Raw genomic sequence first — 23,541 nt, 5'->3', positions numbered from 1 at the left:
CAACATGCGGAACAACTGTTGTCGCACGTGACGCAGCGGTCACATTGTGGGCATAATGGCGCCTTTACCGCGCGCCCAGCCCATGTCGCCCGTCTTTCTAGCACCGCTCATCGTTGCCTGTGCGTTGTTCATGGAAAGCGTCGACGCGAACATCATCGTCACCGCACTGCCTGCGATGGCGAGGGACTTCGGGCACAACCCCGTCACCCTGAACATTGCGATCACAGCCTACGTGGTCGGTCTCGGCGTGTTCATTCCGATCTGCGGCTGGCTCGCCGACCGCTTCAGCGCGCGCGCCGTGTTCCGCACCGCGATCGGCATCTTCGTCGTCGGCTCGCTGATGTGCGCGGCGTCCAACTCCCTCGGCGTGCTCACGTTCGCACGCTTCATACAGGGCGTCGGCGGCGCGATGATGGTGCCGGTCGGCCGCATCATCATCTTCCGCGCGGTGCCGCGCTCCGATCTCGTGCGCGCGATGAACTACCTCGCGATTCCCGCGCTGTTCGGGCCCACGGTCGGGCCGCTCGTCGGCGGCTTCATCACGACCTACCTGCACTGGCGGATGATCTTCTTCATCAACGTGCCGATCGGCCTCTACGGGATCTACCTCGCGAGCAAGCACATCGCGAACACGCACGAGCCCGACCCGGGCCCGCTCGACTGGTTCGGCTTCCTGTTGTCGGCGAGCGGCGCCGCGCTGCTGCTGATGGGCCTCACGTTGATCGACGGTTCGCTCACGTCGCGCTCGAACGCGATCGCCATGTGCGCGGCGGGCGCCGCGATGCTCGCGCTGTACGTGCCGTACGCGCGCCGCAAGGAGCGCCCGGTGCTCGACCTCAGTTTCCTGAAGATCCCGACGTATCACGCGAGCGTCGTGGGCGGCTCGCTGTTCCGCGTCGGGCTCGGCGCGGTGCCGTTCCTGCTGCCGCTCGCGCTGCAGGAAGGGCTCGGCATGAGCGCGTTCCACTCGGGGCTCATCACGTGCGCGTCCGCGCTCGGCGGCGCGGTCAGCCGCTCGACCGCCACGCATACGCTGCGCCGCTTCGGTTTTCGCACGGTGCTGATCTACAACGCGGCATTCGCGGGCCTGGCGATCGCCGCGTACGGCGTGTTCCATCCCGGCATGGCGACGTGGGCAATCTGGCTGTTCGTGCTCGTCGGCGGCATCTTCCCCGCGCTGCAGTTCACGAGCCTGAATTCGATGATCTACGCGGACATCTCGCCGCGCGACGCGGGCCGCGCGACGAGCCTCGGCAGCGTCGTGCAGCAGATGTCGCTGGGCCTCGGCGTGACGGTGGCCGGCCTCGTACTGCACGTGTCGCACTGGCTCCAGGGCCATCAGGCGATGGTGTGGTCGGATTTCTGGCCCGCGTTCCTGGTGGTCGGGCTGTGCTCGTTCGCGTCGATTCCGATCACGCGGCGGCTGCCGCCCGGCGCCGGCGACGAAGTCGCGCGCGGCAAGCGGCAATGAGCGGCATCAAGCGGCCGGCGCGGCGGCATGACCTGTCGCGCAGCAACGGACGCCAAACCGGAAAAACAAAAAAATCAGCGGACATCCACACGGGGCCGGTGCACAGCCGCATGGATGTCCGCTCAGGGCTCCGGGGCTCCCGATGGGGGTTGGGAATCCCGGATTCGCTTCCTGCGTGCCATGGACATATGTGCGTCGGAAGCGGAATCGTTGCGCGCATTTGTCGTCGCGCCATGAACTGCACTATAGGGAAACTTGCAAAACGCATCTGTCAACCATTGTCAGACGCGTTGCGGCCGCGCGTCGCACGCGCGCGCCGCTTTCGCGCTAAAGTAGTTCCCGATCGCCACCCTCGACCGTCCTTCCGATGCTCACGCTCTCGCCCGCCGCCGCCCGCGCACTGCATCTCGCCGCCCAGGGCCTGCTCACGCCGCCGCGCCGCAAGGCGACCAAGTCCGACGTGCTCGACACCATCCGCCGGATGGCGCAGTTGCAGATCGACACCATCCACGTCGTCGCACGCAGCCCTTATCTCGTGCTGTTCAGCCGGCTCGGCGATTTCTCGCCGCACTGGCTCGACGAACATCTCGCCGAGGCGCGCCTGTTCGAATACTGGTCGCACGAAGCGTGTTTCCTGCCGATCGAGCAATTCGGGCTGATGCGCTACAAGATGCTCGATCCGTCGGGGATGGGCTGGAAATATGCGGCCGAATGGCACGCGCAGAATCGTCCGGAAATCGAACGGCTGCTTGCGCGGATTCGCGAGGAAGGCCCGGTGCGGTCAGCCGATTTCGCGCGCGAGGACGGCGTGAAGGGCAACGGCTGGTGGGATCGCAAGCCGGAAAAGCGTCACCTGGAAGTGCTGTTCACGACGGGCGAGCTGATGGTGTCGGAGCGCCGCAATTTCCAGCGCGTGTACGACGTGCGCGAACGCGTGCTGCCGGACTGGGACGATACGCGCGACCTGCCGCCGCGCGAGGCCGTACTGCCCGCGCTGCTCGACTACACGTGTCGCGCGCTCGGCGTCGTGCGCGCGGACTGGGTGGCCGACTACTATCGGCTGCCGCGCCGTTCGTACCGCGCGGAACTCGAGCGGCTCGCCGAGGCCGGCGACCTGATTCCGGTGCAGATCGACGACTGGAAGGAGCCGGCCTACGTACATCGCTCGCTCGATGCGCTGCTGCCGGCGGCGGCGGCCGATACGCTGCGCTCGACGGTTACGACGCTGCTGTCGCCGTTCGACCCGGTCGTGTGGGATCGCCGGCGCGCGTCGACGCTGTTCGGTTTCGATTACACGATCGAGTGCTATACGCCCGCGCACAAGCGGCGCTACGGCTATTTCTGCCTGCCCGTGCTGCATCGCGGCCGGCTGGTGGGCCGCGTCGACGCGAAAGCGCATCGCACGCTCGGCACGTTCGAGCTGAAAGCCGTGCACGTCGAGCCGGGCGTGCGGTTCGGCACCGGGCTCGCGACCGATGTTGCAAAGGCCGTGAAGAAACTCGCGGCGTGGCACGGCACGCCGGAGGTGACGGTCAGGCATGCACCGCCGGAACTGGTGAAGGCCCTCGCCGGTACGTAACGCGCGTACGCTCGCTCACGCAACCGGCCTACCTTGCGGCGCGCGCCGCCGGCCGCGGATATCAGTCGCGCAGCTTGCGAAAACGCGGCGTGCCGTCTTCGAGATTGCCGTTGAACATCGCTTCCGGCCGCACCCACAGCCCGCGCGCATGCGGCCACAGATGCTCGTAGACGACCACCGATTCCTCGGTTTCGGAGTGGCGCGCAACGCCGATGTAGCGGTACAGGCCGCCCTTGTAGTGGCGGTGCGTCGCGAGCTGTTCGGCTTCCTGTTCGGTCATGGTGGCTTCTCTTCGGCAAAAACGGAAAGCGCGTATTGTATGCGCTGCGCCGCCCGTCAGCGTTTCGTGTAGATGTCGGGGCGGCGGATCTCCATCAGCCGCTCGGGATTCGCGGGCGGACCGAAACCGACCGGCCGATAGAGTTCGTGCGCGTCGGTCGTGACGAGCATGATGCGGCGCAGCCGCTGCACCATCTCCTGCGCGAATACATGGTCGATCAGTGCGCGGCCGTAGCCGTTGCCGCGTTCGGCCGGCAACACGAACACGTCGCACAGATACGCGAACGTCGCGTGATCGGTGACGAGCCGCGCGAACCCGACGAGCCGGTCGCCGACGTACGCGCCGAAGCACAGCGAGCCCTCGATCGCCCGCTCGACCACGTCGCGCGGAATGCCCTGCGACCAGTACGCGTCGCGATGCAGGAATTCGAAGATCGCGTCGATGTCGAGTTCGCGCTTGTCGGTGGAAAATCTGAGCGTGGCGGGAGTGGCAGCGGGCACGTCTGTTCTCCGGTGCGAGGGGCGGAAGGCGGAGCATCGACGATACCGCGCCGTGGGGTGCGGAACAAGGGGCACCAGTGTCCGCCGTGGACGAACAGCCGCACTGCTCATCCTCGATTCGGCGACAATGGCATCCGCCGATAAACCGAGACGCTGCTTCATGACCTACCGCCTCGTCGCCTTCGACTTCGACGGCACGCTCGCCGATTCGCTCGACAGTTTTCTCGCCGCGCTGTCGGTGGCGTCGCGCCTGCACGGCTTTCGCGACGCCACGCCCGAACTGCGCCCGGCGCTGCGCGGCATGTCGGCGCGCGACATCGTCCGCGCGCTCGAGGTGCCGATGTGGAAAGTGCCGCGCGTGACGATCGACATGCGCCGCCTGATGCGGCCGCGCGTCGCGCACGTGCGGCTGTTCCCCGGGGTCGACGAAACGTTCGACGCGCTCGCCGCGCGCGGTATCCGCATCGCGATCGCCACGTCGAATACCGAGGAGATCGTGCGTGACCGGCTCGGCCCGCGCGCCGGCGCGCGCGTCGACCATTTCGCCTGCGGCATTCCGCTGTTCGGCAAGGCGCGCCGTCTGCGCGCGCTCGTTCGCGAGGCCGGCGTGCGCGCCGACGAAGTGCTGTACGTCGGCGACGAAATCCGCGACGCAGACGCGGCACGGCATGCACGTATCGCCTTTCAGGGTGTCGCGTGGGGCTACACGGCACCCGACGCGTTGCAGGCACATTGCGCGACGCCGTTGCTGCCGCGCCTCGATGCGCTGCTCGATCGCGTGTAACGCTTCACGCACGCCACGCCCTCACGCAGCCCACTCGCCCGATGCGCGGCCATCGCGACGGCCACGGCTGCGACGCCATCACGCCGATGAATTGCAGATGACACGCACGCGCATCTCATGCATTGCATGCGCCACGCGCGCGCAAAAATTGCCATCGCCGCATGCGTATCAGGTACTCGCTACCGGGCTGCACGCATGCCCCTCGATTCGTCTTACCAACCGTTACACAAACCACAGCACGGTTGCACCTGCTACCCGAGCGCTCTCCTAGAATCAGTCGGGCCGGACAACCCACTTCGACCGGCGCCGCGGCAGAGCGGCGGTCGACTCCGGCCCGGGCGCGCCCGGTCTCTCGCACAGCGACGGATCGCACGATCCGTTTTTCAACCAGAGCCCCGATCGAAAGGAGGTCCCATGAACCGCTTTCCCCATATTTCGCGCCTTGCCTTGTCTGCCGCTGGCCTGCTTCTCGTCGCCGTGACGGCGACCGCGCAAACCGCGCAAACCGCGCAACCGGCGCCCGGCGCGTCCGCTGCGCCGGCCGCGACCGCGACGCGCATTCACGAAGCCGACCAGGCCTTCATCACGGACGGCACGAAGACCGTGTCGACCCAGCACGACGCGGCACGCATCGCCGATTCGCGCACGTCGGACAGCCAGGTCAAGGCGTTCGCGCAACGCGTGTCGACCGACGATGCAAAGATCATCCAGGCGATGCGCGCGGCAAGCCCGCGCGGCGTCGACGTGCCGGCCAACGACCCGGACACGACCGTGCTGAACAGCATCAAGAGCCTGCGCGGCGCCGAGTTCGACAAGGCCTATATCGAACAGGTCGCGCTCGCCGGCCAGCAGAAGGCGATCTCGGCGTTCCAGGCCGAAATCGCGTCGGGCCGCGACACCAAGCTGAAGGAAGTCGCACGCCAGGCGCTGCCGATCCTGCAGGCGCACTACGCGGACGCGCAGAAGCTCGCGCAGCGTCATCACCTCGCATCGGCGCAGTAAGGCGGTGCAGCGCCGCGCATCGTGCGCGGCGCACCGTTTCCTCCGCCGTCGCGCTGCCGCCTCCCCTGCCGGCGGCGCGACGCACGTCGAGCGTCCCGCGTTACGGGTTACGTCGCCAGCTTCGCCTCGAGTCGCGCACGCACTTCCGGCCATTCGTCGTCGATGATGCTGAAGCGCACCGAGTTGCGTTTGCGGCCATCCGGCATGATCCGTTCGTGGCGCACGATGCCCTCCTGTTTCGCACCGAGCCGCAGGATCGCCGCGCGCGATTTCTCGTTCAGCTCGTCCGTCGTGAACTGCACGCGCACGCATTGCAGCGTGTCGAACGCATAAGCCAGCAGCAACCACTTCGCTTCGGTATTCGCGCGCGTACGCTGCGCCGATTCGCTCAGCCACGTATGACCGATCTCGAGCTTGCGATTCTTGCGATCGATTTTCCAGAAGCGCGTACTGCCGATTGCACGGCCCGACGCGCGATCGACGATCACGAACGGCATCACGGTGCCGGCCGCTCTCCCCTGCAACGCCGTGTCGATGTACGCGTCGACCGTCTGCGCGCCCGGCACGACCGTGACCGTGAGATTCCACAACTCGCCGTCGGCCGCGGCGTCCAGCAGCGCCTGCCGGTCGGATACGACGAGCGGGCGGAGGACGACACGCTCACCGGCGAGAGTCGGTTGCTCGAGGAAAGACGATGCGTCGGTCATGACGGGATTCCGGAAAACGAGGATGATGGCGGCGAAACGACCATCATACGGCGGCGCCGCTAGCCGAGGAGTGCGGCCAGCCGGCGGCGGATCGCCTTCGCTTCGCCGCGCAGCGCATCGGCGAACGCATCGACGAGCAGGCTCTTCGGCCGGTGCTCGGGCACGACCACGCTGACCCGGTACGGAAACGAGCGCGTCAGCGGCCGCACGTGCAGGTCGCGCCCGACGAAATCGAGCGCCGTGAGCGGGTTGACGATCGCAGCCCCGAGCCCTTGCCGCACGAACGCACACACCGACACCGCCGACGGGGTGTCGACCACCGAACGCGGCGCGACGCCGAGCTGCGCGAATGCCTCGTCGATCAGGATGCGGTACGGATCGTTCAGCGACAAGCTCACGAACGGGCGGTCGGCGAGATCCGACAGATCGATCGCGTCCTGCGCGAGCAGCGGGTGGCCGTCGGGCAGCACGCACACCTCGTCGACTTCGAGTAGCGGCGTGAGTACGGTGCCGGCCGGCGCGACGTCGCGCTCGGTCAACCCGAGGTCGTAACGTTGGGCCGTGAGCCACTCCTCCAGCACCGGCGACTCCTGCGTCGCGACCGACACGCTGACGCCCGCATGCGCCCCGTGAAAGCGCCGGCACGCACCGGGCAGGATCGCGTGCGAGAACGCCGGCAACGCGATCACCGACAGTTGCCCGTCGCGAAACTCGCGCAGGCGCGCGGCCGTCGCCGCGACGCGTTCGAGCCCCACATACGCGAGCCGCACGTCGTCGAACAGCGTGAGCGCGGCCATCGTCGGCCGCAACCGGCCGTGCGCGCGCTCGAACAACGTAAAGCCGACGACCTGCTCCATCCGCGCCAGCTCGCGGCTGACGGTCGGCTGCGACGTGTACAGCATTTCGGCTGCGCGCGTCGTGCTGCCGGTGACCATCAGCGCGCGAAAAACCTCGATATGACGGTGCGTCAGCATGATCGTATATATCAAAAATGAATCGAGTATCGATAGATAAGCATTTTACCGTATAGCCAATCAGGCGCATCATCCGGTTATCCGTTCATTCGATCCGATTCATCCGCCATGTCCCTCGATTCCCGCCAGCTCGCGACGCTCGCGCAGCAATACGGCACCCCGCTGTGGGTGTACGACGCCGACGTCATCCGCAACCGCATTGCCCAACTGCGCCAGTTCGACGTGATCCGCTATGCGCAGAAGGCGAATTCGAACGTCCATATCCTGAAGCTGATGCGCGAGGAAGGCGCGTGTGTCGACGCCGTGTCGCTCGGCGAGATCGAACGCAGCCTCGCGGCCGGTTTCAGCCCGGGCGGCGAGCCGGAAGGCGTCGTGTTCACGGCCGACCTGATCGATCGCCCGACGCTCGCGGCGGTGCTCAAGCATGGCGTGACCGTGAACGCCGGTTCGCTCGACATGCTGGCGCGCATCGGCGAGCATGCGCCCGGCCACCGCGTGTGGCTGCGCGTCAATCCCGGTTTCGGCCACGGCCACAGCAACAAGACCAACACCGGCGGCCCGCAGAGCAAGCACGGCATCTGGATCGACGACGTGCCGCGCGCGATCGAGATCGTGCGCCAGTACGGGCTGAAGCTGGTCGGCATCCACATGCACATCGGTTCGGGCGTCGACTACGGCCACCTGTCGCAGGTGTGCGACGCGATGGTCGATCTCGTCACGTCGCTCGGCCACGACATCGACGCGATCTCGGCCGGCGGCGGCCTGTCGATTCCGTATCGCGACGGCGAACCGCGTGTCGACGTCGATCACTACTTCAGCCAGTGGGACGCCGCGCGCAAGCGGATCGAACGGCATCTCGGCCATCCGGTGCGCATCGAGATCGAACCGGGCCGCTTTCTCGTCGCCGAAGCCGGCACGCTCGTCACCGAAGTACAGGCCGTCAACCGTCGGCCGAAACACGATTTCGTGCTGATCGACGCGGGCTTCAACGACCTGATGCGCCCGTCGATGTACGGCAGCTATCACGCGGTATCGGTGCACGCGCACGACGGCGCGCTGCCCGCCGGCCGGCCGCTCGTCGATCTCGCGATCGCCGGGCCGCTGTGCGAATCGGGCGACGTGTTCACGCAGGATGCCGGCGGGGTGGTCACGCACCGCAAGCTCGCGCAGCCGCAGATCGGCGACCTGCTGTTCCTGCACGACGCGGGTGCGTATGGCGCGTCGATGTCCTCGAACTACAACAGCCGGCCGCTCGCGCCGGAAGTGCTGGTCGATCGCGGTACGCCGCGACTGATCCGCCGCCGGCAGACGATCGGCGAATTGCTCGCGCTGGAGACGTTCGAGTAACACGCGTACGGCGTGACGAACGCCAACGGCCAGGCTTGCCGCTACCGGCAGCCTGGCCGTTTTGCTTCGGGCCGGGTTCACGATCGCGATCGTGCGCATCGGCAGCCATCGCGTTGCCGCCGGCCTCGCATCGGGTAACGTCGGCCCGATGCGCGGCACGCCGCCGCGCCTGCCTCACCCCGCGCGCTGCACGGGCGCCATCTTCGAGAAGTACTTCGCACCCGCCACGCAGCCGACCACCACGACCGTCACGACGACCATCGACGGCGGCACCATCTCGTGCAGCAGCCCCGCCGCGAGCAGCAGGCCGAAGAACGGCTGCAGCAGCTGCAACTGGCCGACGCCCGCGATCCCGCCGAGTGCAAGCCCGCGATACCAGAACACGAAGCCGATCAACATGCTGAACAGCGACACGTACGCGAGCCCCCACAGCGCGGCGGCGTCGACGCCGTCGAACGACGCGGGCCAGGTCAGCCACGTGAGCGGCAACATCAGCGGCAGCGACAGCACCAGCGCCCACGAGATCACCTGCCAGCCGCCGAGCTGGCGCGACAGCCGCGCGCCTTCCGCATAACCGAGCCCGCACGCGACGATCGCGGCCAGCATCAGCGCATCGCCGAGCACCGATGCCTGCCCGCCGTTGCGCAACGCGAACGCGGCCACCGCACCGCTGCCGACGATCGAGAAGATCCAGAACGGCAGACGCGGCCGTTCGCCGCCGCGCCACACGCCGAACAGCGCGGTCGCAAGCGGCAGCAGCCCGACGAACACGATCGCATGCGCCGACGTCACGTGCTTCAGCGCAAGCGCCGTCAGCAACGGGAACCCCACCACGACACCGAGCGCGACGACGGCCAGCGACACGGCCTCGGCACGCGACGGCCGCTTCTGCTTCAGCACGACGAGCAGCAGCAGGCCGAGCGCACCGGCGATCGTCGCGCGCGCGAACGTGAGGAACAGCGGGTCGAGCCCTTGCACCGCGACACGCGTCGCGGGCAGCGAGCCACTGAAGATGATGACGCCCAGCATGCCGCTGAGCCATCCGTCGGTCGTCTTTTGCACGGTCAACCCTGAATGGAAGATGGATGACCGATGATCCGCCGTCGGCAAAAACGACGTAAGCTACAGCCCAATACAATTCAGACAAACTGTACTGAACAACCGGCCGTACAGTTCATCGTTCGCCATGAGCCATTCCGCCCCGATTCCCGCTCTGCCCGCGCCGTCGCGTACGCGTGTGGAAACCGTCATGGATACCCTGCGCGCGCGAATCGCGAGCCGCGCGCTGATGCCCGGTGCGCGCGTGCCGTCGATCCGGATGATGGCCGACGCCCTCGGCGTGTCGAAATCGACGGTCGTCGATGCGTACGAGCGGCTCGCGAGCGAAGGCGTGCTCGTCGCGCGGCGCGGTTCGGGCTTCTACGTGTCGGGCCACGCCCCGCCGCTCGCGCTCGCCGAGCTGGGCCCCCGCCTCGATCGCGAGCTCGATCCGCTGTGGCTGTCGCGCCAGTCGCTCGAAGCGGCGCCGACGTCGGTGAAGCCCGGCTGCGGATGGTTGCCGTCGTCGTGGCTGCCCGACGAAAGCCTGCGTCGCGCGCTGCGCGCCGTGTCGCGCGACGAATCCGATGCGCTGACCGACTATGCGACGCCGCTCGGCCTGCCCGCGCTGCGCCAGCAGCTTGCATGGCGGCTCGCGCAGCACGGCGTGCACGCGGAACCCGCGCAGATCATGCTGACCGACGGCGGCACGCACGCGCTCGACCTCGTGTGCCGCCTGCTGCTGGAACCTAGCGATACCGTCGTGCTCGACGATCCGTGCTACTTCAACTTCCAGGCGCTGCTGCGCGCGCACCGCGCGCGGATCGTCAGCGTACCGTTCACGCCGAACGGCCCCGATCTCGTGCGCTTCGAGCAAGTACTCGCCGAGCACCGGCCGCGCCTGTACATCACCAACGCGGCACTGCACAACCCTACCGGCGCGACGCTCGCGCCGCCCGTCGCGCACCGGCTGCTGACGCTCGCGGCCCAGCACGGGCTGCTGATCGTCGAGGACGACATCTTCGCGGATTTCGAGAGCACGCCCGCGCCGCGCCTCGCGGCGTTCGACGGACTGTCGCGCGTCGTGTCGATCGGCAGCTTCTCGAAGACGCTGTCGGCCGCGATCCGCTGCGGCTATGTCGCCGCGCGCCCGGAATGGATCGACGCGCTCGTCGACCTGAAACTCGCGACATCGTTCGGCAACGCGCAGATCGGCGCGAACGTCGTGCACCGGCTGCTGATCGACGGCACGTACCGACGCCATCTCGACAGCCTGCGCGCGCGTCTCGCGGATGCGATGGGCGAAACGATCCGGAGCCTCGCGCGAGCCGGCCTCGCGATCTGGACGGAGCCGCGCGGCGGGTTGTTCGTGTGGGCGCAATTGCCGGACGGGCTCGACGCCGCGCGCGTCGCGCGCCACGCGCTGGACCGCGACGTGGTGCTCGCGCCCGGCGACGTATTCAGCGTGTCGCGCAGCGCGACGTCGTACATGCGCTTCAACGTGTCGCGCTGCAAGGGGCCCGCCGTGTTCGATGCGCTTGCGCGGGCAATGGACGCGGCGCATGGGGTGGAACGCGGCGGCGCGCCGGCGGATGCCGGCGGCCGGGTGCTGGCCGGCAAGTGACGCGAACCGGCCGTGCCGCGGCGGGATGCCCCGCCGCCTGCGTCACGCTTCCCCCGCGTGCGCCCTCGCCCGCACCTCGGCGAACGACGTATCGACGAGCAAACGCCCGGTGTCGAACACCGTCTCGAGCGCCTCGTCCCATTCGCCTTCCAGCGCACGATCGTCCCACGCAACCGGCAGCGTCACCGTCCGATACTCGCCGGTGCGGCGATTGCGCAGCAGCGTGAGCTGCCCCGCCTTGGAGCGCTTGCCCCGATCGGTGACCGGGTCCTTGCGGACGTCGTGCCACACACCGCCGCGCCGCACGGCCGAACACTTCATCGCAAAGCGCTGCGTATCGCGGTTCACACGCTGCAACAACGCGCCGCCCATGCCGAATACGACGTTGCCGGCCGCGTAGCCCGCCTCGTCGAGCGCGACGAGGATCGCTTCGATCGACTGCTCGTCGACGCCGTCGCCCTGGATCACGCGCACGCGGTTCAGCACACGCCGCCCCTTGCCGTTCACGGTCGAACCGAACGACGCATCGAGCGCCCGCACCGTCTGCAGCACGATCGTCACCGGGTCGCCGGAATCGGGGCGCACGACGAGCGTCGCGCCCGAATCGATCACCGACTGCCGAAGTTCGCCGCCCCACAGATCGAGTGCGGCAAACAGATCGTAGGAGTCCGACACGACCGATACGATCGCGCCCGGCAACCCGAAGCGGCCGATCATGTTGCGGTACGCATCGGCCTCGCCTTCGCGCCCCCACGACGTGATCGTGCTGTGCTCGGCCGCCGGCACCGAATAGGCGGCCATCGGCTCGCGATAGAAGCGGTTCGCGGCCAGCACGCCGAGCACCGTGTCCGAACCCATGAAGCTCACGAGGTGCGCGGCGCCGCCGATCGCGGCCGATTCCGCGCTCGACACGCCGCGCGCGCCGAAGTCGTGCAGCTTGAACGGCAGTTGCGCGAGATCGTCGTCGGTCCTTTCGAGGAAGCGGCGAATCGTTTGGCGCACATGCCAGCTGCGGGTCGCCACCGTCACCGGATACCAGATGCGCAACAGCATCGTCTCGAGATACGACGCGAGCCAGAACACCTGCGGATCCTCGCATTCGACCGTCATCAGCACGTTGTGCACCGGCACGATCGAACCCTCCGGCACCGCGCGGATCTTCACCGGCAGGTAGCCGTCGTAGTGCTCGACGATATGGCGCCATCCCGCTTCGTCGAACGGCTCGCCGTGCACGGCGAAGAAATCGCGTGCATCGTCGATCATCGCGTGCGTGACCGGCTTGCACAGATATTCCTTCAGCAGCATCTGGAGGCCGAAGAACAGCGTGCGGTCGTATCGGCCGCCGCGAGATTCGACGTACGAGAACATCGCCGATGCGTCCGGCGGATATTGCAGGAAGTGGGAAGCCTTGTACGAATCCGTATTGAGAATCGGATTGGAAAGAACCGAGGCAAAGCCGCCGGGATCGTTTTGCATGGCTAGAGCTCCTCTAGGCCGTTGAAGTGCCGCCGCGTCTGTCGCGGCGGACCGAATGCGGGGAATCAGCGCGTCACAGCTTCCCCAGGAAGTGATACGCGATGTCGAAGTGATCCTCGAACATCACGTTGCGCATCTGCGCGAATTCGTTGAGCGGAACCCAGCGCGCCTTGTCGGCGTCGTCGCTGCCCTTCACGCGCGGCAGCTCGCCGGTCGGAAAGTTGAACAGGCACGCATGCGTGATCGTGCGGCCACGCAGCGACCGCGTCGGGTGATCGAACACCTGCCGATCCTTGATCGAGCCACGCAGCACGGGCTCGGGCAGCTTGAGGCCGGTTTCCTCGCGCAGCTCGCGGATGCATGCGGCATCGAGCCGCTCGTCCTGGTTCACGAATCCACCCGGCAGCGCCCACAGGCCGCGGCCCGGTTCGCTGCGGCGGCGCACGAGCAGGATATGCCCGGAGTGCACGACCACCGCATCGACCGTCACGAACGTGACGGGATACGGCGCAGCGGCCCAGGCCTTGCGGTACGCGGCGATGAATTCCGCCTCGGACTTCAGTTGCGCGAACTCCGGCTGCGTACGGAAACGCTCGAGCCAGCCGAACACGGGTTCCGGCACGGCCCACTGCACGAAGCTGTTGGTTCGTTCGGCGAAATACTGGTCGCGGATCTCGGTGGCGGAAATGTCTTCCGTCGCGTCGACGTCGACGAGCTCCCATTGCGGGAACATCCGCAGGTAATACGACGTGGCGTCCTTCTCGTGGCCGATGAGCCCGACCTTGCGCTGCGCGATGTCGCCGAGCGTGGACGCGACGGCCTCCTGCACCCAGCGCACCCAGTCGCCGTCGTTGTAGGTCGAATCCTGCAGCGGCGCGATCGTCACGCGATCGCGCTCGGACGCGTCGAGCAGCGAAGCCAGCATCTGGCGGCGCTCGTCGAACGAGAACGGATCCTTGATGGTGCGGGGCTTGTCGGTCGACCCGATCAGCACGCACACGCGCTCGGCCCGGCTCAATGCCGACTTCAGCACGTTCAGGTGACCACGATGCGGAGGCTGGAAACGACCAATGAAAACGAGCGCGTCGAAGCGCCGGTTCTGTTGCGTACTCATGAGGCTCCCTCAAGAGATTGAAACGCTCCGGGTCTGTCCCGAAGGGTTGGAATGAATCCTAGGGTAATTCCCGAGATGCGTCAATCGAGTGTATTCGAGCACACGCTCGACTTGACGAAGTCTGACGAAACACGTGTTTTTGGCGCAGTACACTCGATCGCATCCCAATCCGCGCCGCTGGCGCCCGCCCTCATGAGGATCTCAGTCAGCCGGACCGTCGGGGTCGATCGCAGGCGCCTGTTCACGTGGTCGCAGGATTACGGACGCCGGCTCGTGTGGGACAACTTTCTCATCGATGCGTATCTGCTCGACGGAACGACCGCCGATGTCGGCGTCGACGCGTTCTGTCGCAGCCAGTCGGGCGCGACGATGGTGTCGCGCTACATCTCGTACCGTCCGCCGCAGGTCGCCGCCGTCGAAATGGTCGAAGGGCCGAAGGTGCTCGAACGCTTCAGCGGCAGTTGGAACTTCACCGAGCACACGCCCGGATCGACCGAGGTGAAGTTCACGTACCACTTCCGTGCGCAGCCATCCTGGCTGCGCTGGCTGCTCGAACCGCTGATCGGCGCGTTCTATCTCGTGCAGACGCGCCGGCGCCTCGATTCGTTCAAGCGCTGGGCCGAAGCCGAAGCGCTGCCGCGCTGACCGGCGCACCGCCGGCCGCAGGCTGCGCACGTGCGATCCGGACATACGCACGACACCGTCGACGCCATGCTCGCCGCCCCGCGCGACCGGCCCGAGCGTCGGCTTTCGGCCGGTGCGACAACTGCCGTGTCGTCATTGCAGCGGCACCACCACCCGCTATAATCGCGCGACATTCCGACTGCATTGAGCAGGCCGACGATGGCGCGCCGATCGACGCGCCGTACGCCCTTCTCGACAACAACAATGACGCATCGAACCCTCCGACGCCTTCGCCCGCTCGTGCGCGCCGCCGCGCACGTGCTCGCGTGCGCCCCACTGCTCGGCGCACCGCTGGCGCTGCACGCGGCCGACACCATCGACACGCCGGCTACCGGGCCCGCGACCGGGCGCTATATCGTCGTCGACACCGGTCATACGCCGGCGCATCCGGGCTCCACCGGTGCGAGCGGCCGCGTCGAATACCTGTACAACCTCGACCTGTCCGGCGCGGTCGCCGACAAACTCGCCGCGCATGGCGTCCGCGTGCTGCGCACGTCGGCGGACGGCCGCGAGATCGCGCTCGATCGGCGCTCGACGCAGGCGCCCGATGCGAACCTGTTCGTGTCGATCCATCACGACTCGATGCAGCAGCAGTTCATCGACGCGGGCCGGCAACGCGAATTCCGCGGCTTCTCGGTGTTCGTGTCGGCGCGCAATCCGCACTACGCGCAGAGCCTGCGTTGCGCGAAGGCGATCGCCCAGCGGCTGGTCGCGGCCGGCGAACGGCCTTCGCTGTATCACGCGCAGCCGATCCGCGGCGAGAACCGCCCGCTGATCGATCCGTCGCTCGGCATCCATCGCTTCGACGATCTCGTCGTGCTGCGTACCGCGCCGATTCCGGCCGTGCTCGTCGAAGCCGGCGTGATCGTCAATCCGGACGAAGAAGCACGGCTCGCGCGGCGCGAGACGATCCAGCGCCTGTCCGCCGCGATCGCGGGCGGCATCGACGCATGTACGACCCCCGAATAAACGACGTCATCGCCCGTCGGATTCGACGATTTTCATCCAGCCAGGAGCATCACCATGAAGAAGAATCTGCTCGCATCCTCCGCATTGCTCGCGCTCGCCGTTCCGTTCGCCGCGCACGCGGCCGGCTGCGGGAAGCCGCGCAGCGCGTTCGACCAGGTGTATTGCACGAGCACGCAGTTCTCGCAGTCCGACCGAGATCTCAACGACGAATACGGCCGGCTGCGCAAGCAACTGAGCGGCGATCAACAGGCGACGCTGAAGGCCGGCCAGCTCGCGTGGCTGAAACAACGCGACGCGCAGTGCAGCGAGGCGCGCGGCAGCAGCTACCTCGTCGATATCCAGTGCGCGAACGACATGACGCAGTCGCGGCTGTCGTTCCTGCGCGAGCGTGAACGCGAATGCTCGAGCACCGGGTGCGTGACGTCGAAGCTCGGCGAGTAAGGTCGGACAGTCACACGGCATACTGCAATCGATCACACGGGGCACGCATGGCACCGAACACGACGACGATCGACATCCGCGCGGCCACATCCGCCGACGCACCGACCATCGCCGACATCCACGTCGCATCGTGGCAGGCCACCTACACGGGTATCATGCCGGCCCCGTTCCTCGCCGGTCTCTCGGTCGAAAAACGCACGATCTTGTGGCGCGGCGCGCTCGACGCCGGTCGCCCGCGTGTCGCGCTCGCATTCACAGGCGACGACGCGGCAGGCTGGATCGCCTATGGTCCGACGCGCGATGCCGACAAGGATCATGCGTGGGGTGAAATCGAAGCGATCTATCTGCATCCGTCGCATTGCGGGCAAGGCATCGGCGCGGCGCTGGTCGAGCATGCATGCCGATCGCTGCACGCCGCGGGTCACGCATGGGTATCGCTCTGGGTACTCGTCGAAAACCGTCGTGCAAGAGCATTCTATGAACGGGAGGGCTTCGTCTCCGAAGACGACGTCAAGACCTTCGAGATCGACGGAACGCCGATCGAAGAAGTGCGCTACTGGCGCGCACTTCCTTGACCGGCTTCGTCGACACACGCAGCACTCACAGAAACCACCGATACTCCCGCGCGCCAATCTCGTTGCGAAAATCCAGCTCCTCTTGCCGCTTGTTCTCGCAGTACACCATCACGAACTCGCTGCCGAGCCTGTCGCGCACGGCCGGATGATCCTGCATCGCGGCCACCGACGACAGCATCTCCTTCGGAAAATCGATGCCGCTGCCGCGATCCTCGTTGAGCGGCGCGATCGGCTCGAGCCGCGCATCGAGCCCGTACTCCATCCCGCTGAGGATCGCAGCAAGCACCAGGTACGGGTTCGCATCCGCGCTCGCGAGCCGGTGCTCGATCCGCAGATTGCGTGCGTCCGACTCAGGAACCCGGATGCAGGCGTCGCGATCCTCGAAACCCCAGCTCGCGCGGCTCGCCGCGTTCACCATCGACCCGTAGCGCCGGAACGCATTGTGATTCGGCGCGAACACGGGCATGCAATGCGGCAACCGCATGCCGCAACGGCCGCTGTCCGTCCGCCGCCAGCAGGTTGTGCCCCGCCTCGTCGTACAGGCTCACGTGCACGTGCATCCCGCTGCCCGGCGCGTGCAGGTACGGCTTGCCCATGAAGCTCGCGCGATAGCCATGCCGCAACGCGACGCCGCGCGTGCTGCGGCAGAACAGCGCCGACCAGTCGGCCGCGCGCAGCGCGTCGTCGGTATGCCCGAAATTGATCTCGAACTGACCGGGGCCGAGCTCCGCGGTGATCACCGTCGCATCGACGCCCTGCTCGCGCGCGGCGTCGACCATCTCGTGCAGCACGTCGGAGAAGCGCGACAGGCGTTCGATATGCATGTTCGGCTGATCGTCGCGGTCGTCGCTCAGGCGGTCGCGCGGATACTGCGGCATGCCTTGCTCGAGCTGCGCGGCAAACAGGTAGAACTCGAGCTCGAAGGCGACGACCGGCCGGATGCCGCGCGCCGCGAACCGTCGCAGCACGCGCGCGAGCACCTCGCGCGGCTCGAATTCGATCGGGGAATCGGTGCCGTCGGAGCTGATCAGCATCTGCGCGAGCGGCTGCCGCTCCCAGCGCACCGGCTTCAGCGTGCCGGGGATCAGGCGGCGCGGCGCATCGGGATCGCCGTCGTTGAAGCAGTAATCGCCGATCTTGTAGAGGCCGCCCTGCGTGCCGAGCAGCACGCAGTTCTGCGGCAGCCTCAGCAGCGCGCCCGACGCGATTTTCTCGAGCGCGTCGATCGGATAGCGCTTGCCGTAGAAATGCCCTGGGAGATCGAGGCAGATCAGGTCGACATAACGGATCTCGGGATGCGCCTGCCGGAATGCGCGGACTTCACCGACCAGCGCGGGAACGACGTCAGCCATGTCTCATCCTTTCCATGTCTCGTATGGCGGCGCCGCAGCGCGGCGAACCGGGTTCATGCGGCGCACGTTGCAACGCATGCCGCAGGTCGATCAGTACTGCAAACAGGCTGCGTGGCGCGGCGGCCTCCGACATCGCCCGCCCCGCCGGCCACTCAGGTGAACACCCAGATCACGCGGGTCGGCGCATCGGTCAGGTTCGCATACCGGAAGCGCTTGTGCGCGGGAAGCTGAAATGCATCGTTCGGGCCGAGCGTGACCGGCGTGTCGTCGCCGTCGAGCCAGATCGTCAGTTCTCCTTCGAGCACGAAGCCGCCCTGCTCGTCGCTGTCGTCGACCGGCCGCTCGCCGCTGCTCGCGCCCGGCGCGAGATGGCTTTCGAGGATCGAGAAGCGCGAACGCATGTTCGGCGACACGAGGATGTCGGTAATGCCGGCCGCGTAATACACGGTGCGGCGTTCGTCGGGCCGCGTGACCCACGGCACGCTGCGCGGCTTGCTCAGGCTGTAGAAATACGTGGTCGGTACATCGAGCGCCTCGCCGATCGCGGTGAGATCCGCGACTGTCGGACGCGACAGCCCGCGCTCGACCTGCGACAGAAAGCCGACCGAGCGGCCGATCCGTTCGGCGAGATCGTTCAGCGTGACCTTGCGATGCTTGCGCAGGTCGCGGATCAGGATCGCCAGACTTTCTATCTCTTCCTGTTCGTTCATGATGGATTCCGGTGCAATCAAACGGTATCGCGCAGACGGTACCAGGCCTTGCCGATCGCTTCGAGCGGTGCGGCCAACCGGTCGCCGCCCGGAAAGCGCGGGTTGCGGATGCGCTGGTACTGCGCGAGCAGGCGGGCGTCGCCGAGCACGGCGTCGGCCACCGCGCGCGCGCCGGCGAGCGTCGGCAGCACGCCGTGCCCTGAAAAGCCCTGCAGCCAGAAACGCTGCCCGTGGCGGCCGATGTCCGGCGTGCGGCGCATGCTGATGTCGATGTGACCGCCCCACGCGTAGTCGAGCGGCACGCCGGCCAGTTGCGGGAACACGCGTTCGAGGTGCGGGCGCGTCGCCGCCGCGATATCGGCCGGGATGCCGCCGAGATACGTGCAGCCGCCGCCGAACAGCAGCCGGTTGTCGGGGCTCAGGCGGAAATAGTCGGGCACGAACTGGTTGTCGATCACGCAGCTGTTGCGCGGCAGCAGCGCACGCGCGACGTCGGGCGCGAGCGGCGCCGTCGCGACCTGGTACGTGCCGACCGGCAGCAGCCGGCGCGCGAGGTCGCGATCGAGCCGGTCGACGTACGCATTGCAGGCGAGCACCAGCACGTCTGCACGCACTTCGCCACACGCCGTGCGGGCGACGTGGCCGCCCGCCGTCTCGCGACAGTCGAGCACGCGGCTCCGTTCGAAGATGCGGCCGCCCGCGCGCTCGATCGTCAGCGCGAGGCCGAGCGCGAGCTTCAGCGGGTTCAGGTGGCCGGCCTCCGGATCGTGCAGCGCGGCGAGATAGCGCGTGCCGCCGATCCATTCGGGCATCTCGTCGCGCCCGATCACGCGCAGCCGATCGTAGCCCCACCGCTCGGCCGCCTCGTCGCGCGCTTGCGCCAGCATCGCGACGCGCCGCGGCCGCACCGCGGCCCACAGGCTGCCGGGCCGGTAGTCGATGTCGAAACCGTGCCGCGCCGGCAGTTCGCGCACCTCGGCCGCCGCCCAGCGCATGCTGTCCCACAGCAGGCGCGCGCCGTCGCGGCCGAGCGCATCCTCGAGCGGCTGCATGTCGCACGACCAGCCGAGCAACGCCTGTCCGCCGTTGCGGCCCGATGCGGCCCACGCGACGCGGCTGGCTTCGAGCACGACGACGCGCTTGCCGGCAAGCGCGAGCCGCAGCGCCGTATGCAGGCCGCTGAAGCCCGCGCCGACGACCAGCACGTCGGCGTCGACGCGTTCGTCCAGCGCCGGCCGATGCGGGATCGGCGCCGGATAGGTGCCGGCGTAGTAGCTTGCGACGTGACGGTCGGACTGCACGAACATGCGGGCTCCCGTGAAAATTTCGCCATGAAATTTCATGAAAAACTAGCATGACAATTTCATGCAGGCAAGCGGGGGACCGACGTTCATGTCGTCAGAGGAAATAGTCCGACGAACTAAAGTTGCACTCTGTTCAGGCGAGTTCGAGACTGGAAGGAACGACTCCGCTCCAGGCCCTTACCGAAGCCGCCCCCAGATTGATCGCCGTCGCCGTCATCGACATCAGCAGCGTCACGCCCAAGCCGGCGGCGAGGTAAAGCACCTCCGCCGCCAACCCTGGGACCGGCTTGAAAACGCCGGGCGGGCCACACGCTTGCTGCGCAACGCCAGGCGCGTGTCTATGCCGCGCGTACGTATAGCCGCCATTGTCCAGCGCCGGAACGCGCGCGGCGCGTCTAAAACCGGTGAATGATGCCCGCACCGAACGCGAACTGGTTCCCGGTCGACGACGGCGCGGAGTTGAACCCGTCACCCAGCGTCGCTGTCGCGTCGACGATGCTGCCCGCGCCGCTCGTGCCGAGCGTCTTGCCCTTCGCGTGCTGATATGCTTCAAGCAGGTACAGCCCCGTGCGCTTCGACAGCGAGTAATACTGCGACAGGTTGAACTGGTGATACTGCGCGCTGTCCGTGATGCCGTTCGCCTCGGTCGCACGCGTGTACGCATAACCTGCGCCGAAATCCCACACAGCCGACGGCTTCCAGTGCAGCACCGCGCCGGCCGTGTTGAAAATCGCGGTGTTGACGAACTTCGACGCCGTGCCCGGGATGTATTCGGTGTTGGTGTACGTGGCCGTCGCATCCCACGCGTCGCTGATCCGGTAGCTCAAGCCCACCGCGAACCGCTGCTGCGCCTTCGCGGTCTGGTAGCCGTTCGTGAGCGCCGACACACCTACCTGCGCGCCGCCGTTCGACGTCGTCGAATTCGCGCCCCACGTGCCGCCGGCCGTATTCGAATTGTTCACGCGCTCGAACGCGACGCCGACGCCGAACGGGCCGGCCGCGTACTGGATGCCGGCTGCCCATGTCGAGCCGGCATTGGTGCTGCCGGCCACGCCGCCGAGCGAATACGAGCCGCTCAGCGTCAGCCCGTACCATTTCGGCGACGTGTATTCGAGTGTGTTGTTCGCGCGGTAGATCGTGTCGAGCCCGTCGACGTCGCCCGGGTGCGCGCCGTAGTAGCCGGTGATCCACGTCGTCGGGCTGAACGCCGACATCGTCTGGTAGTACGACGCGTACTGCCGTCCCGCGCTCAGCGTGCCGTAGGTCGCATGGGTCAGGCCGACCCACGCCTGCCGCCCGAACATCGCATCGGTGTACTGCGTCGCGCCGGTGCCCGAGTTGAAACCCGATTCGAGCGTGAAGATCGCCTTCGTGCCGCCGCCGAGATCCTCCGCACCCTTCAAGCCGAAACGGCTGCCGGCCCACACGCCCTGGTTCATCCTGACCACCGACTTCCCGCCGCTCGTCGAGCCGAGCGCCGTCGCGTTGCTCTGGTAGCCGATCCCGTTGTCGACGATCCCGTACAGCGTGACGCTGCTCTGCGCGAACGCCGGTGCGGCCGCCGCCATCGCGATGGCGGTCAGCGCGACCTGTGATGCCTGCTTCTTCATCGATCCGTCTCCTTCCTTGCCTTGTTGAATGTATGAGTTGTCGTGATCAGCGCGTACCGCCGTCGGGTCACGGACGATACGCATGCCAGCCGTTTCCGCCCTTGCAAACGAGTTGCGAACCCTGGGCCTGACATTGCGCTTCGTAACCCGGCGAGTACAGCCGTTCGCCGGCCCAATGCAGGTCGACGAACGGGTCGGCCTTCGGCGTATCGGCGACGAAGTTCGCCGCGTCGTCGGTGCTGCCCGTGCCCGTGTAGCGCGCGGTAGCCGGATACGGGAACACCGGACGCGTGCGCGTCGCATTACCGTTCCCGTCGGCGATCGATGCCACGATCTGGCCCGGCGTCGCGCCCGTCTCGGTCCACGCCATCAGCGGCGACAGGATGTCGAACACGTTCGGCCCCTGCCCGCCGCCGCAGTGCGCAACGCCCGGGAACAAGTAGAAGCGCGCGAAGCGGTCGACTCTTGCGTCGCCCATGTAGCGCTTCATCGCTTCGTAGTACTCGATGCTCGACCGCGGCGAGATATGCTGGTCTTCCAGGCCGTGCCACATCAGCAGCTTGCCGCCGCGCCCGGCGAACCGGCTCAGGTCAGGATCGGTCGCGGCCAGGTAGTTCGACACCGGTACCGTCTTCGCGAATCCGTCGAGCGTGAACTTCAGATCGCCGATGGCGGCGGACGGATACGATGCGTTGTAGTAGTCGAGATAGCGCAGGAACGGCAGCACGAAGCCGATCGTGCCGCTCTGTGCGGTGGCAGTCGCCGGCACGAACAGCGTCCAGTTCAGCTCGGAGCCCCATTCGCGCGAGACGAGCGGCTCGAGCCGCGTGCCGTCCGCGGTCGTCGCGCCGTCGTGAATCCGGCGAACGACGTCGGCTTCCTGCGGCGTCAGGCAGGTCGCGGTGGACTGGCCTTGCGCGCAGACGATCGTCGCGGGATCGAACCGGCACGCGCGCGGGTTATCGATCACGCCGTCGATCACGCCATCCAGCCCGTCGCACGCCTTCAGCACGGCCGCGTGCAGCATCGGCAGCTTGCCGGCGAGCAGGATCGCGTTGCCCGTCTTCGGGTCGGTGTTGACCGCGTTCGGCCATGCATGGTGGAACGTGTTCTGCACGATCAGGTCGTTCGCCGGCGCACCAGCGGCGATGCCATCGAAATCGTCGGGAAAGCGCTGCGCCTCCATCAGCGCCTCGCGGCCGCCGTCCGAGCAGCCGTCGAAGTACGCATAGCGCGCGGGCCGTGCATAGAACTTGCCGATGATTGCCTTCGCGACCTGAGCCGTCGCGTGTTCGGCGCGATAGGCGAAGTCGAGCTTCGCCTTCGGGTCGAGTGCCCAGGAGCCGTCGTTGCCCCCTTCGTGGCCCATGTCGGTCGCAGCCATCGCGATCGTCCCGTTCGTCACCGGCACGCACGTCGATGCCATCGGCGCGTTGACGGACAGGTTGCCGCACAGGCCGCCGCAACCCGTCTGCAGGTAACGCTGCGTCCAGCCCCGCGTCGGCAGTTGCAGTTCGAACAGCGACGCGCCCGGGCCGATCGTCCCCTTCACGTCGCACACCGGCGCCGGCAACGTATTGTTACCGACGACCGTGCCGGCCGGCAGCAGCACCGCCGACGTGATCGTGACGGTGCCGTCGGTCACGCCGCTCAGGTCGAGCGCCGCGACCGACGGGCACGACATCGCGGGCATCACCGCGGGAAGATTCGCGAGCCCGGCCGTGCCCGCTGCATTCGCCGCATTCGGCCAGCCCGTCAACGCAGCACACAGCCATACGAGGCCGATCGCCAGCGCCCTGGTCAGTGCATCGCACGTTGCGCGTTTCGCGCGATGCCATGCGCGCCTCATCCACCCTGCCCTGCAGTTCGTCTGCATGCCTGTCTCCTGTCTTTCTGCTGGATATGCCGCTCGCCCGGGCCGGGCTGCGCGGCGAATTGTATTGATTCTTCGATAGATCGCGCGATCCGGACTGCCACTCACCACTTCATCAGCATAACTA

The 23,541-nt window shown here is 67.3% G+C and carries 21 protein-coding genes and 1 pseudogene; 10 read left to right on the top strand and 12 right to left on the bottom strand.

Annotated features, from left to right (window positions below; all coding sequences use genetic code 11):
- Positions 1 to 82: 82 nt before the first annotated feature.
- Positions 83 to 1,471, top strand: coding sequence for an MFS transporter (locus WT97_RS01025; RefSeq protein WP_060352644.1), 1,389 nt, complete (start codon positions 83 to 85; stop codon positions 1,469 to 1,471).
- A 367-nt stretch (positions 1,472 to 1,838) separates the two neighbouring features.
- Positions 1,839 to 3,050, top strand: a complete 1,212-nt coding sequence (locus WT97_RS01020; protein ID WP_059502575.1) for a winged helix-turn-helix domain-containing protein — start codon at positions 1,839 to 1,841, stop codon at positions 3,048 to 3,050.
- A gap of 61 nt (positions 3,051 to 3,111) precedes the next feature.
- Here WT97_RS01020 and WT97_RS01015 read toward each other — a convergent pair whose 3' ends face one another.
- The gene (locus WT97_RS01015; protein WP_006480837.1) at positions 3,112 to 3,330 is read right to left on the bottom strand and encodes a DUF1653 domain-containing protein; all 219 of its coding nucleotides are present in this window, start codon (positions 3,328 to 3,330) and stop codon (positions 3,112 to 3,114) included.
- Between the two features lie 56 nt (positions 3,331 to 3,386).
- Complete coding sequence (locus tag WT97_RS01010) at positions 3,387 to 3,830, bottom strand: GNAT family N-acetyltransferase (RefSeq protein WP_059502573.1); 444 nt, start codon at positions 3,828 to 3,830, stop codon at positions 3,387 to 3,389.
- Positions 3,831 to 3,990: 160 nt separating this feature from the next.
- Here WT97_RS01010 and WT97_RS01005 point away from each other — a divergent pair, with 160 nt between their 5' ends.
- Both WT97_RS01005 and WT97_RS01000 read left to right on the top strand, forming a co-directional pair.
- Positions 3,991 to 4,614 carry an HAD hydrolase-like protein gene (locus WT97_RS01005; RefSeq protein WP_060352643.1) on the top strand — a complete coding sequence of 208 codons (624 nt, stop codon included), beginning with the start codon at positions 3,991 to 3,993 and terminating at the stop codon, positions 4,612 to 4,614.
- Between the two features lie 414 nt (positions 4,615 to 5,028).
- Entirely contained in the window at positions 5,029 to 5,616 is a 588-nt protein-coding gene (locus WT97_RS01000) for a DUF4142 domain-containing protein (RefSeq protein WP_060352642.1), read from the top strand.
- 107 nt (positions 5,617 to 5,723) lie between these two features.
- Here the strand turns inward: WT97_RS01000 and WT97_RS00995 are convergent, their stop codons facing one another.
- Positions 5,724 to 6,323 (bottom strand): GNAT family N-acetyltransferase, encoded by a 600-nt coding sequence (locus WT97_RS00995; protein WP_060352641.1) that lies wholly within the window; start codon positions 6,321 to 6,323, stop codon positions 5,724 to 5,726.
- 59 nt (positions 6,324 to 6,382) lie between these two features.
- Positions 6,383 to 7,297 carry a LysR family transcriptional regulator gene (locus tag WT97_RS00990; RefSeq protein WP_060352640.1) on the bottom strand — a complete coding sequence of 305 codons (915 nt, stop codon included), beginning with the start codon at positions 7,295 to 7,297 and terminating at the stop codon, positions 6,383 to 6,385.
- 108 nt (positions 7,298 to 7,405) lie between these two features.
- Between WT97_RS00990 and lysA the strand changes: the two genes are divergently transcribed.
- On the top strand, positions 7,406 to 8,644 hold the full coding sequence (gene lysA, locus WT97_RS00985; protein ID WP_059502564.1) for a diaminopimelate decarboxylase: 1,239 nt from the start codon (positions 7,406 to 7,408) through the stop codon (positions 8,642 to 8,644).
- A gap of 174 nt (positions 8,645 to 8,818) precedes the next feature.
- Here the strand turns inward: lysA and WT97_RS00980 are convergent, their stop codons facing one another.
- Positions 8,819 to 9,706, bottom strand: a complete 888-nt coding sequence (locus WT97_RS00980) for a DMT family transporter (protein WP_060352693.1) — start codon at positions 9,704 to 9,706, stop codon at positions 8,819 to 8,821.
- A 124-nt stretch (positions 9,707 to 9,830) separates the two neighbouring features.
- Between WT97_RS00980 and WT97_RS00975 the strand changes: the two genes are divergently transcribed.
- Complete coding sequence (locus WT97_RS00975) at positions 9,831 to 11,306, top strand: PLP-dependent aminotransferase family protein (protein WP_060352639.1); 1,476 nt, start codon at positions 9,831 to 9,833, stop codon at positions 11,304 to 11,306.
- 42 nt (positions 11,307 to 11,348) lie between these two features.
- Here the strand turns inward: WT97_RS00975 and WT97_RS00970 are convergent, their stop codons facing one another.
- Complete coding sequence (locus tag WT97_RS00970; RefSeq protein WP_059502560.1) at positions 11,349 to 12,782, bottom strand: nicotinate phosphoribosyltransferase; 1,434 nt, start codon at positions 12,780 to 12,782, stop codon at positions 11,349 to 11,351.
- 73 nt (positions 12,783 to 12,855) lie between these two features.
- Positions 12,856 to 13,896: a bifunctional nicotinamide-nucleotide adenylyltransferase/Nudix hydroxylase gene (locus tag WT97_RS00965; protein WP_059793393.1), complete on the bottom strand. Its 1,041-nt coding sequence runs from the start codon at positions 13,894 to 13,896 to the stop codon at positions 12,856 to 12,858.
- Between the two features lie 192 nt (positions 13,897 to 14,088).
- Between WT97_RS00965 and WT97_RS00960 the strand changes: the two genes are divergently transcribed.
- The 4 genes from WT97_RS00960 (at position 14,089) to WT97_RS00945 (ending at position 16,565) form a co-directional block, all read left to right on the top strand.
- Positions 14,089 to 14,541: a type II toxin-antitoxin system RatA family toxin gene (locus tag WT97_RS00960; protein ID WP_059502557.1), complete on the top strand. Its 453-nt coding sequence runs from the start codon at positions 14,089 to 14,091 to the stop codon at positions 14,539 to 14,541.
- A 243-nt stretch (positions 14,542 to 14,784) separates the two neighbouring features.
- Complete coding sequence (locus WT97_RS00955; RefSeq protein ID WP_060352638.1) at positions 14,785 to 15,549, top strand: N-acetylmuramoyl-L-alanine amidase; 765 nt, start codon at positions 14,785 to 14,787, stop codon at positions 15,547 to 15,549.
- A gap of 54 nt (positions 15,550 to 15,603) precedes the next feature.
- Positions 15,604 to 15,990: a lysozyme inhibitor LprI family protein gene (locus WT97_RS00950; RefSeq protein ID WP_059502554.1), complete on the top strand. Its 387-nt coding sequence runs from the start codon at positions 15,604 to 15,606 to the stop codon at positions 15,988 to 15,990.
- Between the two features lie 47 nt (positions 15,991 to 16,037).
- Complete coding sequence (locus WT97_RS00945; protein ID WP_059502552.1) at positions 16,038 to 16,565, top strand: GNAT family N-acetyltransferase; 528 nt, start codon at positions 16,038 to 16,040, stop codon at positions 16,563 to 16,565.
- Positions 16,566 to 16,590: 25 nt separating this feature from the next.
- Here the strand turns inward: WT97_RS00945 and WT97_RS00940 are convergent.
- The 5 genes and pseudogenes from WT97_RS00940 to WT97_RS00920 all read right to left on the bottom strand — a co-directional run bounded on the left by WT97_RS00940 (position 16,591) and on the right by WT97_RS00920 (position 23,417).
- Positions 16,591 to 17,917: pseudogene (locus WT97_RS00940) on the bottom strand (glutamine synthetase family protein).
- Positions 17,918 to 18,069: 152 nt separating this feature from the next.
- Positions 18,070 to 18,627, bottom strand: coding sequence for a helix-turn-helix domain-containing protein (locus WT97_RS00935; protein WP_060352637.1), 558 nt, complete (start codon positions 18,625 to 18,627; stop codon positions 18,070 to 18,072).
- Between the two features lie 17 nt (positions 18,628 to 18,644).
- Positions 18,645 to 19,934, bottom strand: a complete 1,290-nt coding sequence (locus tag WT97_RS00930; protein ID WP_060352636.1) for an FAD-binding oxidoreductase — start codon at positions 19,932 to 19,934, stop codon at positions 18,645 to 18,647.
- 392 nt (positions 19,935 to 20,326) lie between these two features.
- On the bottom strand, positions 20,327 to 21,541 hold the full coding sequence (locus tag WT97_RS00925; protein WP_060352635.1) for a porin: 1,215 nt from the start codon (positions 21,539 to 21,541) through the stop codon (positions 20,327 to 20,329).
- Positions 21,542 to 21,608: 67 nt separating this feature from the next.
- Complete coding sequence (locus WT97_RS00920) at positions 21,609 to 23,417, bottom strand: tannase/feruloyl esterase family alpha/beta hydrolase (RefSeq protein ID WP_060352634.1); 1,809 nt, start codon at positions 23,415 to 23,417, stop codon at positions 21,609 to 21,611.
- Positions 23,418 to 23,541 lie beyond the last annotated feature (124 nt).

Source organism: Burkholderia sp. MSMB1459WGS, from assembly GCF_001534535.1.
In the GTDB taxonomy this organism is placed as follows: Bacteria; Pseudomonadota; Gammaproteobacteria; order Burkholderiales; family Burkholderiaceae; genus Burkholderia.
This window is presented reverse-complemented; position numbering and strand designations above follow the sequence as displayed.